Source organism: Microbulbifer harenosus, from assembly GCF_005771435.1.
GTDB lineage: Bacteria > Pseudomonadota > Gammaproteobacteria > Pseudomonadales > Cellvibrionaceae > Microbulbifer > Microbulbifer harenosus.
Window position 1 is genome coordinate 44,500 of record NZ_VANI01000002.1, and the last position, 12,667, is coordinate 57,166.

Annotated in this window: 9 protein-coding genes; 1 reads left to right on the forward strand and 8 read right to left on the reverse strand. The window is 61.5% G+C overall.

Features of this window, described 5'->3' with window-relative positions:
- Window positions 1-23: 23 nt before the first annotated feature.
- The 8 genes from FDY93_RS01345 to moeB form a co-directional block, all read right to left on the reverse strand.
- On the reverse strand, window positions 24-2,489 hold the full coding sequence (locus FDY93_RS01345; RefSeq protein WP_138233957.1) for a decarboxylase: 2,466 nt from the start codon (window positions 2,487-2,489) through the stop codon (window positions 24-26).
- A gap of 21 nt (window positions 2,490-2,510) precedes the next feature.
- On the reverse strand, window positions 2,511-3,599 hold the full coding sequence (locus tag FDY93_RS01350) for a hypothetical protein (RefSeq protein WP_138233958.1): 1,089 nt from the start codon (window positions 3,597-3,599) through the stop codon (window positions 2,511-2,513).
- Window positions 3,596-4,831 carry an MFS transporter gene (locus FDY93_RS01355; protein WP_138233959.1) on the reverse strand — a complete coding sequence of 412 codons (1,236 nt, stop codon included), beginning with the start codon at window positions 4,829-4,831 and terminating at the stop codon, window positions 3,596-3,598. Before FDY93_RS01355 ends, FDY93_RS01350 begins: the two co-directional genes overlap by 4 nt.
- A 28-nt stretch (window positions 4,832-4,859) precedes the next feature.
- Window positions 4,860-6,521 (reverse strand): class I adenylate-forming enzyme family protein, encoded by a 1,662-nt coding sequence (locus tag FDY93_RS01360; protein WP_138233960.1) that lies wholly within the window; start codon window positions 6,519-6,521, stop codon window positions 4,860-4,862.
- Window positions 6,518-8,269 carry a CoA transferase gene (locus FDY93_RS01365; protein WP_138233961.1) on the reverse strand — a complete coding sequence of 584 codons (1,752 nt, stop codon included), beginning with the start codon at window positions 8,267-8,269 and terminating at the stop codon, window positions 6,518-6,520. Before FDY93_RS01365 ends, FDY93_RS01360 begins: the two co-directional genes overlap by 4 nt.
- A 195-nt stretch (window positions 8,270-8,464) precedes the next feature.
- Window positions 8,465-8,737: a MoaD family protein gene (locus FDY93_RS01370; RefSeq protein ID WP_138233962.1), complete on the reverse strand. Its 273-nt coding sequence runs from the start codon at window positions 8,735-8,737 to the stop codon at window positions 8,465-8,467.
- A 72-nt stretch (window positions 8,738-8,809) separates the two neighbouring features.
- On the reverse strand, window positions 8,810-9,220 hold the full coding sequence (locus tag FDY93_RS01375; RefSeq protein ID WP_138233963.1) for a M67 family metallopeptidase: 411 nt from the start codon (window positions 9,218-9,220) through the stop codon (window positions 8,810-8,812).
- A gap of 37 nt (window positions 9,221-9,257) precedes the next feature.
- The gene (moeB, locus tag FDY93_RS01380; RefSeq protein WP_138233964.1) at window positions 9,258-10,427 is read right to left on the reverse strand and encodes a molybdopterin-synthase adenylyltransferase MoeB; all 1,170 of its coding nucleotides are present in this window, start codon (window positions 10,425-10,427) and stop codon (window positions 9,258-9,260) included.
- Between the two features lie 215 nt (window positions 10,428-10,642).
- Here moeB and FDY93_RS01385 point away from each other — a divergent pair, with 215 nt between their 5' ends.
- Window positions 10,643-12,661: a TonB-dependent receptor gene (locus FDY93_RS01385; RefSeq protein WP_138233965.1), complete on the forward strand. Its 2,019-nt coding sequence runs from the start codon at window positions 10,643-10,645 to the stop codon at window positions 12,659-12,661.
- Window positions 12,662-12,667 lie beyond the last annotated feature (6 nt).

The window sequence follows — 12,667 nt, forward strand, 5'->3', positions numbered from 1 at the left end:
TTGTGTATCTGTTGTGGGCCGTTTTATCCGCACTCGGCTCGGTGCCAGGCGGATTCCGACAGCAGGCTGAGGCCGTCTCCATCTGAATCGTGTGCGATCAGCACTTCGGCGATGTTCACCGCGCCGCGCTGTGTGAGCATGGTGTGCAACCGACGTCCGTCATAGATATTGAGGCGATGGCAGTAAACCGGCACATTGCCGGCGTGATGTGCCACATCAACGGTGTTCAGTCGCGTTGGTACCACTACCTGGCTGCCGTCTTTGCTCGAACTGCGCGCGTCCAGATAGGTTCGAATCATCGACAGAACACCATTGCACAGATAAAAGAGGTTCACGCTGATGTGGTCGCGTTGCGGATTGTTAGCCAGCGCCTCCGCCAGCCGGTGGTGCATGTCAGGGACCAGGGCGCGGGCACCGTCGCCGATAAACGCAAGTACATGGTGCCGGCTGGTGCGGGCGATGTAGGGCAGCGCTGACAGTGCATCGCCCATTAGCGCGCGCCCGTACCAGCCGGAAAACCCGGGATCCGTGCGCGGAATATTGCGCAGTGCGGAAAGGCCGCCGCGCCCCACGTCATATACCCCGGTGTAGCGATAGTTTTCCTCTTGTATCAGGCGGTGAACCAGTTTTCCCATGTGCATGGTGAAATAGCTGGCAGACATTGGCAGGGTGTCGAGGTAGTCCACGGGCACCCCTTCTTCCATTTGCTGTACCTCGCGTAGCGCCGCTCGACGGAGTGTCAGCACCTGTGGGTCCACGTCCAACCGCTCCAGCACCGCATCGAGAAATTCGTTGAGGGGAAGCGGTAACGCGATATCCGTGAACGGCGAAAGATGCGCAGTGTTTTTATTGACCTGCACAATCCGCAGGTTGCGCGCCAGTTTGCTGTCGGAAAATGGCGTGGCTGCCTGATCAATTTTGCTTTTCAGGAAAAAGAGACACTGGGATTCGACGTCGTGCAGCTTTCCGTTCTGATGCAGAAAGTGATAGAGCCTGCGACTGAAGGCGTAGACGCCGCAGGCACCCAGATAGTTCGGATTGGGGGTGCCGTCTTCGTAGGCAGAGACTGATCCCGGGTGAGTTAGCGCATCTGCCAGGCCGATCCCCGCGCGCTCGGCGATCTGGTAAACGCGCGTTCGCTGTGCGGCGGAGAGTGGGCCGCAGTACCACAGCAGGCGGGCGCGCGAGCGGTTGATGATTTCCATCGCCGCATCGATCAGTGCGTTCCGTCGCGAATCGCTGTTCGCATCCGCTATAGCGGCGATACGCGGAGCGGGTATTTCCAGAGCCACCTGTTCCCTGCTCTCGAGTACACCGGGCGTAGCGAAAATGAATACCGGCCCCGGTTCGTCCCGCAGCCGGGCCAGGGCGCGTCCCAGTTGCGTGGCGATGTCTTGGCGTTCGTGGATATAGAAATGGGGAATACCGCGCGCCGCGATCACCTGGCGTCCATCGGTCTCGGGATCAAGCGTGCTTTGAAAAGCGTACCAGGAGTGTTCGGGGCTGTCGGCGCAGATGATCAATCCCGGTGCACGGGCTCGCTGGAGATTGGAAAGGGTGCCGCGAAACTCATCGATCATGCCCGAAGTCACGGTGATGACGTAGGCCCTTTGGTATAGCTGCCATCCCGCCAGTGCGCCTGCCGCGAGGCTGTGTTCATTGTTGCCCGTCAGGCAGCGGGGTGCCTGCGCAACGGCGTCGTCTTCGCTGAGGCGGTGCATGGAGCGGATGAAGTTGGCCACCATGGAGCCGGTGTAATAGTGAAAATCCCAGTGCGCCGGCCAGTTACTCTGCATAAAACCGTAGATGCCGGCGGCGAGTGCCACGGGATCGTCAGCGGCTTTCAGAGCGCGCGCCAGTATCTTGTTCAGATAGCAGAAATCGAGATGGTCCAACAGCAGTTTGAGCAGGCCGGCGCGGTCCGTTTCCGGCATATTCCGATGAACCCGCAGCTTGATGCTGCCGTCCACATAGCCCAGAGCATCATCCAGTTCGCGCATGGGAATCAGCAGGTTTTTCGAGTGGGGTGACAGGCGGCTGATGCGGCAGTGACGACTGAGGACGGTGAAGGGATCCGGCGCGTCGTCGCGATTGGTATGGGGGAAGGGTACGCATTCGGTATCCACAAAGAAAATATCGAATGTCGCCGGGTTGGCGGCAAGCGCGCCCACGGCATCGTCCAGGCTGGTGTATTGCCGCAGGGAAAACGCGAAGCGGGTTTTTCTGCCGGTATGCGAGAAAAACTGTCGGGCCTGGCGGCTGGTCGCGGAGAATAATTCCTCCTGACTGCAGCTGCTGTAACCGGTATTCGCGTTCACGGCGTACCGTGTGTGCACTTCCGCGACTTCGCCTGCCGATGAGACGCCAGCCGTTTCACCTGGATCTTGGATGGCGTGCAGAAACGTCATCACCTGGTCCAGATCTTCGCGCAATAGCAATTTGTCCGAGACTACACAAATTCCGATTTCGTGGTTTTCGGTCCTGTTCATGATTTCCCTTGTGACCGTTCGTTAGATAGTGTCTGGATCGATGGCGCCACCGGCAATTAATAGCGCCTGCAATAGGAAAAAATATCCCCACACTGTTTCACCCAGCGTTTCCCCGCCGGTGGTTCCGCGAAAGCTGCAACCGAGAAAGCGGGCTTCGTCGCTGGACGTATTCCGGGTGAAGAAAGGGGAATCGAGTAACTGTTGCAAAAGTCGGTTTGCGCGCTTGCGCCAGTGGCTGTCCCCCGCATCGAGTTTGTACATTGCGATGGCGGCAATCAGCGTGGCGGATGGGTCCGGTAGCGCCGGATCGGCGTCTTGCTGGCTGGGAGGAAAATCCTGCCCGTGGCACTGCCACCAAAGGTCGCAGTGGCGCTCGGCCAGGTCGCGGTACTGCGAATCCCACAGCCGCGCCGCGGAGGCCAGGCCCAGCAGTCCCCAGCTGTTCCCCCGCGCCCACTGACCGGCGCGCCCCAGAGGGTGTGCGCCGGACGAGTCGATACTGGCATTGGCGTAGAAGTTGCCGTCATCCGCCAGCAGGTGTTGGGTGACACTGCGGGCATGGCGGCGCGCACTGTCGCGCGTGTTTTCGTCGCCGTACTGGAGCAGGCGCAGAAGTGCGGCAAAGGCGTCGACGTTGAGTGTTCGGGGGCCGTTTGGCCCGCCGCCGAGCGCGCTTCCCAGGGGGTAGAAGGACTGCTGCTCATTGAAACTCTGGGCCAGGGTGCGGGCTGCGGCGGTGGCCAGTTCCCTGCACGATGGATGGTTGAACAGGGCGATACCCGGCGCCGTCGCATACCAGAAGATCATGCTGCGAAACTGGGTGTCCTGGTGCAGTTTGGCGGCTAGTTGTCTGCAGATGGACAGCGCCCGCGCGCGGTCAGCGGCGCGCCCGCTCAGGTGTGCCTGTAGCCACCAGCATCCGCTCCAGAAACCTCCCATCCAGGAGCCGCCGGCAGACAGTTGCCACTGCGGATTTTGCTGTTCGCGGAAAAGTGGCACCGCGTCGCCGCAGTCCCCGGCCAGGCGCGACAGGTAGCGCCCGATGGCGCGGGCGCAAGAGAGGGGCGCGGTTGCGGGTTTGGTGGCGGTGGCTTGTTCGGAAGTCGTCATTGCTGCGGCGCCTCCTCGGACAAGTTTCGGCGCAGGTAATCAGCCAGCAGGCCGCAAAGCATGCCGCTGAGCATGAGGACGGCCAGCAGCCCGATCCAGCCGCTGCGATAGCCGCCGGTGCTGGCCGCCAGTTGTCCAAACAGCAGCGAACCGCACGCGAGGCCGGAGAAAAAGGCCGCGGATACCATCCCGGAGGCCTGGGTGACAGGGCCGAATTCCGGGCCTTTCACCAGCATGCCCATGGCGATGGCGTTGCTGGCGACGATGCTGAGGCCGATACCCGCGACGCCGGTGTAGAGAAACCAGAGATGGTCCGCTGCGGCGGAGGCGGTGACGCAGACCGCTGCGATTGCGACGGCGACCAGAACGAGCAGGCACAGCGCCTGGTTATCGAAACGGGCGGCGATGGGAGTGAGGGCAATGCGGGACAACATGCCTGTTACCCCGAACAGAGTAACGAGCTGCGCCGCTTCCCGTGGGCCCAGCCCCAGGCTGATGCCGAACGCCGGCACGGCGGTGACATAGGCTGACAGCACCGCACCGATACAACCCTGGGCGAGCATCAGTAGCACCAGCGGCCGATTGGGCGGCGCCAGGCTCAGCCGTGCGCGGCGCGCGACGCGCGGCGGGGCGAGTGCGGCCGCCGCCAGTGCCCCCAGCAGTGCTGCGGGCACCAGGGACAGAAAGGCCGTCCGCCAACCCCAGCCAGCGGCAATTACCGGCAGCACCAGCCCTGCGAACAGGGCTGCCAGTTGCACGCCGGATTGCTTCAGCCCCACCATGCCCGCCCGTTTTGCCGGGGGGATCCGCAGGGCGATCAACTGGTTGGTGACTGGATTGGCGGTGGCCTGGGAGAGACCGCAGATCGCTACGCTGGCGGCGAGCAGTGGCAGCGAGTTGGCCCTGCTTATCAACAGAAAAGACAGTGCCACGGCACAGAAATGCAATGCGAAGCTGATCCTGAGGCCGAGCCGGTCGACAATGCTTCCCGCAAACAGCGATAGCAGTGCCGCGAGCCCGAACGAGGCCAGCACCAGATAACCGAGGGATTCGGCCGCAACGCCGAGATCCGCGGACACGTAGGCGCCGAGGCTGCCGGTAGCGTAGAGAATCAGCATCGGCAGGGCCATGGCCAGCAGCAATACCGCACCAGTGGCGGACTTCGCAAGCCCCTCTACGGGCCTTATTGCCGGTGACTCCGCCCGGGCCGACGGCGATGGCGATGGGGGCATGGTGGATTCCTCACTTCTCCGCGCTGTGTCAGATCGCCAGCTTTAGGGGTTCGTCGGCGGTGTCGCCGAGGGAGGCGGCGCCCGCCGCCAGCGCGCGTTTGTCCACTTTGCCTGCCGGCGTCATCGGTAACTGGCGGTGGAACTGCAGATACTCAGGAAGCTTGTTAACTTCCAGCCCGCGGGATTTGAGGAACTCGCCCAGCTCGCGCAGTGACATGCGCTCCGCCCCCTCGCGCAGGGTCAGGCAAATGCACACGCGCTGCCCCATTTCCGCATCCGGCACCGGTACGCAGGCGGCGCTGACGACGTCGGGATGCGCGGTGGCAGTCTGCTCAATCTGCAGCGGGCTGATATTGGAGCCACCGCGGATGATGACGTCCTTTTTGCGCCCCAACAGGACCAGATTGCCCGCATCGTCGATGCGACCGAGATCGCCGGTATAGACCCAGCCCTGTTCGTCGCGGTGACTGCGGTCCAGCTCTGGTGCATTCACGTATTGCATGGGTGAGAGTGGGCCGCGGCCGGCTATCTCGCCGATCTCGCCTCGGGGCAGGGGCTGGCGCTCGTCATCAACGATGCGGATGTCACAGACACTGGGGTTGGGCCTGCCGATAGACGCGCTCAGCGTTTCCGGCGGGTCGTCCAGGGTGTGATGACAGTTGATACCGTCGGCGGAGCCATACAGGCCGATCAGCGGACAGCCGAAAGCCCGCACACAGCGGTTGCGGGTGGCGGTGTCCATGGCTGCACCGCCGCTTACCAGCGCGGTGAGGCACGACAGGTCCAGCTGCTGAAGTTCCGGCGCGACGGCCATGCGCTGAAACATGGTGGGTACGCCGAGAATATGGGTGGGTTTGTGCTGTGCAATGGCGTCGATGGCCGCTTCCGCGTTGAATTCCGGCAACACCACAATGGAGCCGCCCAGCCATGCGAGCACACCGCAGGTGGCGCTGGAGCCGAACGCGGTGCCCAGGGGCATCAGGTAGAGGGCGCGAAATTCCTGTTCCGGCAGTTTCATCCGCTCCAGGAAGCGGCCGCGTCCTCCGAGCAGGGCGTTGTGGGAATACGCCACCAATTTGGGTTCGGATTCGGTGCCGGATGAAATGAGGAAGCGCGCCGGAGCGTCTGCGTTTACCGCTTCGGGTTCGGTGAGGGGGGCAGCCTGCAGTAGATCGTCGAAGCTGCGCCAGGGGCCTGAATCCGGCTTTTCGCCGTGTACCACCAGCACTCGCAGGGAGAGCGCCACGCGGCGCACTTCGTCGACAATCTCACAGTAGTCGATGTCCCGGTGACGCCGGTCTACGATTACCGCACGGGCGTCGGTGCGTTTCAGCACCGCTTCCATATCCAGCCGACCGCGACCCGCAGGCATGGGGCAGGCTATGGCGCCGAGGGCCGCGCACGCCAGGTCGATCGCGCACGACCGCCAGCTGTTGGCCATCTGATAGACCACGACATCGCCGTTAACGATGCCAAGCGCCTTAAAACTGCTGGCGATCCTTTCCGCGGCATCCCGCAACTGCGCGTAGCTGGTGACGCCGTCGGGCTCCAGCACCGCCGGGGTATCCGGTAGGTCTCCCGCTTTGCTGCAGAACATTTGATACACGCTGCGGTTGGGGTAGTAGCCCGCTTTTTTCCATTCTTCCCGAAGGGTAGCGGGAACGAGATCCAAAAGGCCGGTATGGTTCATGAGAATCTCCAGGGTGGGGTGACACGAGTGTAGGAATCCGTATGCAGGTCGCCGTTAAAGTGCGATTGCTGCGGCAGATCGCGCAGATTTTCGATGACAAGGTTTTTGCATGCGTCTGCCAGCGCCGGTTCCAGCAGCGCTGTACCCATGCGGCAGGCGTGCAAGTGGGACTGGCTAAGCAGTGTGGCTGCGCCCAATAGCGAGGTGTTTGCCTGACCGCCGCGGTGGCAGAAACTCCTGCTCAACAAGCCCAGCAGAACGCCCTGGGCCGCGAGGATGCCGCCGAGCAGATCCAACGCGGTGAACAGGGTGCCGCCGCCGTGGCCTCCGGCGCGACCGATCAGATCGGCCAGGCCAGAGTAGGCCTGCACAGTGAAATCTGTGCCGGGGATATCCAGTGCGCCGTCCAGCTGTCCCCAGGCTCCGGCGTGGGTGTACACAAGGCCGGGACTGGCCGCGGCCAGCTGCCGGTAATCCAGCCCCAATTCTTCTGCTTTGCCCGGGGCCCAGTTGTGCAGGAACACCTGCGCATCAGAAACCAGCTCCACCAGTTGCGCGCGCCCGGCTGCGCTCTTGATGTCGATCTCGATCACTTCTTTGTGGTGATTGAGGGCGTCGAAGCGCGCCGAGCAATCAGCCACCAGCGGCGGCATGCCCCGCAGAGGATCCCCACCCGGGGGTTCTATGCGGACGACCCGCGCGCCGAGCAGGGACAACAGGTGTCCAGCCATCGGGCCCTGAATACGGCGGCAGGATTCCACCACCGTCAGTCCGCTCAGGGGCTGATCCTGTTCGCGGGGCGGCGGCAGTGGTGTGTCGGTCGGTATTGCCGGATGCAGCTGCCAGGGGCCCGCTCGCAGCAGTTCCTCAACATCACTGTCGCGCGCGCGCTCTTCAATGGTGCGCTGTCGGCACAGGGCGACACCGGCCTCGCCGCAGATGCGTGTGACTTGAGCGAAGCTCAACTTGGCCAAGCGCTTGTGCAGGCGTTCGGGCAGCGGACAGATGCCTTTGGCATAGCGCTGCAGGAAGGACTGCCAGCCCCTGCCTGCTTCCACGGGTTCCAGCCCCAGCGCGTCGCACAGCCGGCGCCAGGGATCGGCGGAAAGCGTTTCCAGTTCGAAGCGCACGCCGTCCGCGGATCGGAACGGCGGCCGCAGCCCCGCGTCGTGGTGCCCGGGCAGGATTTCCTCCGCGTCTTCCCGGGTGGTCGCACCGGCGAGGTACTGACCGGCGCAGAGCAGCCCGGCGGACGCCATGGATACCCGGCTGCGGGAAATGCCCAGTCCGCGGCGGCGTGCCAGGGCCGTTGCCAGGCAGGCCTGGAGTGCCAGTGTCGCGGAGACGGTAGACAGGTAGGGCAGTGGAATCGGCTGCGCCCTACCTGTTGCCCGGCCGTGCACCGACATCAGTCCGGTGGCCGCCTGCAGGGTAGCTTCACAACCGGCGCGCTGTTCCGAATCGGACCAGAAGCTAAAACGGCATTCGACCGATTCAAAATCCGGTGTGATAAAGGTAAGGGGCAGGTTGGTGCCGGCATCCATCAGGGAGTGATTTTCCACCTGGATACCCAGTGCCCGACATTGGAAGAGCAGCGCCTTGACCACCGGCTGCAATGCGGGTGAGGCGTGCTGGAAATTGCCGACGATTGCGCAGTTGGAGAAAAAATTATTGATATCCACGATGGCTGAGACCGGTTGAATCTGTGCCAGTGAAAATACGCTGGGAAGACGCTCCCCTGCTGTCATTTCCCCAACGAAAAAATGTCATTTGATGAGCCTTCCTCTGTGGCCGATAGAGAAGGAAAATGCGGGCGCTTGGCTGGATGCCCGTGGTATAGCGATGTCGGCGTATTGGGAAGCGGGAAAACGGGACGCGGGAAAACGGGGAGCGGGAGGTGACGGAGAAGGGAAGTGGCGGGGCATTTCAGCCCCGCGCTGCGCTCAACCGCCGGCAACGGCCGGCAGAATAGTGATGGTGTCACTGGGGGAGACAGCGGTGGCAAGCCTCTCCCGAAAACGGATGTCATCCTCATTGACGTAAATATTCATGAATTTGTGAACCTCATCGCCACTCATCAGACGCTCCCTGATCCCGGGGTATTGTTGCTCCAGGCTTTCAATAATCTCCCCGATGGTTCCCCCGGTTGTTTCCACTTCTTTCTGGTCTCCGGTAAGCGCGCGCAGAAGTGTCGGGATTTTGACTTTAATGGTCATGCTTATTTCCTTTTTTCAGTGTGCGTTGCAATAAGGGCTGGGATAAACACGTGTTCGCAACGGCTGCGTTGTTCAGGTTCCGCGAAGGACGCGAGTGGCTTCCTCACTGACGCGCCCGTCGATGATGCGGTAACTGCGAAGTTCACCGCGGCTCTGGCTGTCTGTGGATACCAGCAGGTAGTGGACCTGGGGGTCCCACGCATGCTGGATATCTTCGCGGCTGGGGAATGCCCTGCTGTGTGTGTGGGAGTGGTAAAACACCAGCGGGGTTTCCTCGCGGTCTTCCATTTCCTGCCAGACGCGGAGCTGCTGCCGGGGATCGAACTGGAAGAAGGTTTCCGAGCGCGCGGCGTTGTCCATATGAATCAGGCGGTGTTGGCTGCCGTCGCGACCGGTGGCGATGATGCCGCAGGCTTCCAGCGGGTGCTCGCGATATGCGTGTTCGAGGATGGCCTGAACATGGGATTCCTGAATCTTCAACATAATGGTGTCCTAAACGGTGTCCTAAATGTAAGCAAGATCAGTAAGCGGCTAGCTCGGAATCGACTTCCCGTATCCAGGACAGGATGCCACCCTCCAGGTTGTGCAGTTTGGTAAACCCCTTTTCCTGCAGTGCGAGCAGAGCCTGGCGTGAACGCCCTCCCGCCTTGCAGTGCAGTATTAGCGGAATTTCCTTGTCGAGCCGTTCGAGACCGCGTCCGGCGAGCAGCTCCCCCAGAGGAATCGACACTGAACCGTCGATTTGGCAGATTTCCCGTTCGCGCTGTTCGCGCACATCCACCAGAAGGTGCGGATGTCCTTCGTGGCGCAGTTGCTTAAACGCTTGCACGCTGATGCCGGGCACCTCCGGCGCAGCTTCCGGCTCGCGACGGAGTCCACAGAAGAATTCATAATCTTCCAGTTGGGTAATGGTTTGGCGTTCCGGATTGCGGCGGATAGGGAGTGTGCGGTAGCTCATATCCAGCGCGTCATACACCATCAGCCGACCCAGCAGCGGCGTGCCGATACCGGTGAGAAGTTTGATGGCTTCGGTCGCCATAATGGAACCGATTGAGGCGCACAGGATGCCCAACACACCGCCTTCGGAGCAGGATGGCGCGTGTTCGGGCGGCGGCGGTTCCGGGTACAGGTCGCGATAGTTGAGGCCGAGGCCCCCCGGGGCTTTTTCCCAGAACACGGATGCCTGGCCCTCAAAGCGAAATATGGAGCCCCATACGTAGGGCTTTTCCGCCAGGACACACGCGTCGTTGACCAGATAGCGCGTGGCGAAATTATCAGTGCCGTCAACCACCAGGTCATAGCGGGAAATAATGCTTTCAGCATTGTCCGCTTCGAGACGCTGATTGTGGATCTCGACGTTAACAAACGGATTGATCTCGCTAATCTTATCCCGCGCACTTTCCGATTTTTTGCGGCCGACGTCGGACTCGCCGTGAATCACCTGGCGCTGCAAATTGGAAACATCCACCCGGTCAAATTCCACAATGCCGAGTGTGCCGACACCGGCGGCAGCCAGATAGAGCAGTGTCGGGGAACCTAGCCCACCGGCGCCGATCACCAGCACGCGACTGTTCTTGAGGCGTTTCTGCCCCTGTAAACCGATATCGGGGAGTAGCAGATGTCGGCTGTAGCGTTCGAGTTCCCGCTTGCTCAACTCTGCATTGGCCTCAACGAGGGGGGGTATTTTCATGGTGTCGCCTTCCTTCGCCAGAATTTTCGCCATCAAACCGGCTTTATTTCTTTGGCGCTATCAAGCGTTGCGCGCTCAATTGTCATTTTGCGAACGCCCATCAAAAAAGCTGTACATAGCGCTCTTGAGGTGAAAGTGCAGCGTTCTTCAGCTTGTAGGTTCCAGGGTGCCGACTTCCTATCATCGTCCACCGTGTGAAATTTCAGGAAGACACTATGAAAGTACGGCGACTCTGCGCGTGGCTTGTGGTCATCATTCAGTTTCCAGGCGCTGGTGTGGCGCTCGCGCAGGAAGATGATCGCGGCGCTCTGGAACAGGTGGAAGTTTCGGCCCGTGCAGAGACGGAGGCGGTACAGGCGCAACGGACACGCGGCGTTGTCGCGCTGCATCCGGCACAGCTTGCCGGGGGCAGTCTCGGCGCGCTGGAAGCGCGCGCAGCCAATGTGGCGGTCGAAGAGTCCTCGGTGAAAACCCGGTTGGTGATACGCGGTATGTCGTCGATCGATACGGGACTGCGGGACCCGGTGGGCTATGTACTCGATGGGGTTTCCCTGCCTCTCGGCGTCACTCAGGCGCCCTACCGCTTGAATGTGGAAACGATACAAGTGGAAAAAGGCGCTGCACAAAACCAGCGCAGTGGCAATGCGCCGGCGGGAAGTATCCGGATCGAATCGCGTCTCCCCAGCGACGCTCTTGCCGCCGGCACAGGGTATTCTCACCTGTGGCGCGAGGGGGCGGCAGGCCGGGAACCGTCGCGGGCACTGCAGGTCTCCGCCGGTGGTCCCGTGTCGGAACCCATGGCGCTGGCCGTCGCACTCCGGCACGAAGACGGCAATCCACCGTTCGACAATCTAATGGCCGCGCGCAAACCCCAGTGGCGCGCGGAACGGGACACAGCCCATGTGGCCTGGTCCTACCGCACCGACAGTCAGACCGATATCCGTGTGGACAGCCACTGGGAACAATGGGAGCGCGGTCGCGCCACTATGCGCTATCTGGAAGGCCCTTTGGCGACGGAGCGCTTTTCGGTTAACTACAACACCAAAACCCGCGATGAACAGAAAAAAACCGTTCACTCCCTGCGGCTGGAGCGCGACATCGGCGGGCTGCAACTGGCATCGACCACTGGTGTCACCGGTTATCGGCAGGATTTTGTCATGGACCTGGATGCCGGGCCGATGAACACACCCCCGACGCTGTCTTCTCTTGAGGACCGGATGGTGTCGCAGGAATTCCAGCTGATGTCCGACAGGGAGGATTCCGCGTGGGCGTGGTCGCTGGGCGCCTATCTATCCCGGGAGGATACCGACGTGGATATGACGATAGGTCTCCAGCGGTTGCGGCGACAAACTTCGCTGGAAAACGAAAATGCAGCGGCGTTGGCGCGCGTGGATTTTTTCCCGCTCGACTCGCTGGAGCTGGGTGTAGGAGTGCGCATCGAGCGCAACCGCCAGTCGGGCAGGCAGCAGCTCACGGGACTTTTTAATGGCGTCGACGGCGGTTACAGCATGGACGAGATGCACACCGCGACTTTGCCCGGCCTCTCTGCAGCGTATAGCTGGAGCGAGAAGGAATCCGTCTACGCGAGTTATTACCGTGGTTATTTGCCCGGTGGCTACAATTACGCCGCCGCTAGCAGTCCGGAAACTTTTTCCTATGGCCCGGAAAAAAATCACAGCGCGGAGGCTGGCTACCACGGCACCCTGTGGGGCGGGCGAGCGGATCATTCGATTGCCCTGTTTTACACCCGCTTTCGGAATAAACAACTGGTGGATTTTCTGCCCGGAGCTTTGCAGACGATCTCCAATACCGGTGTGGCGGATATACGCGGCCTCGAGTACAGCCTGAACGCGCCGCTGAGCGATCACCTGACACTGCAGGCGAACGTCGGTTACCAGCACTCGGAACTCGACGGTGGTCGTATGACCTATACACCGGAACACACTTCGTCTCTGCTGCTGGATTACCGCTATTCCGCCGCGTGGGCGGCGGAAATATCCGCGCATCATTCCAGTGGTTTTTATTTCGATCGACAGAACACCCTGGAACAGCCGGAATACACCGCGGTAAATCTCCGGCTGCGCTATGCCCTCGGGGATATCCACGGTGTGGTCTCTATTGGCAATCTTTTCGATGAGGTTATTTACAGCCGCGCGTTACGGACGGCGGCCGGTGTGCTGGTGGAAGACAGCAGACCGCGCACGCTCGCTTTTACCATCGGATACAGGATATAGCCCGCC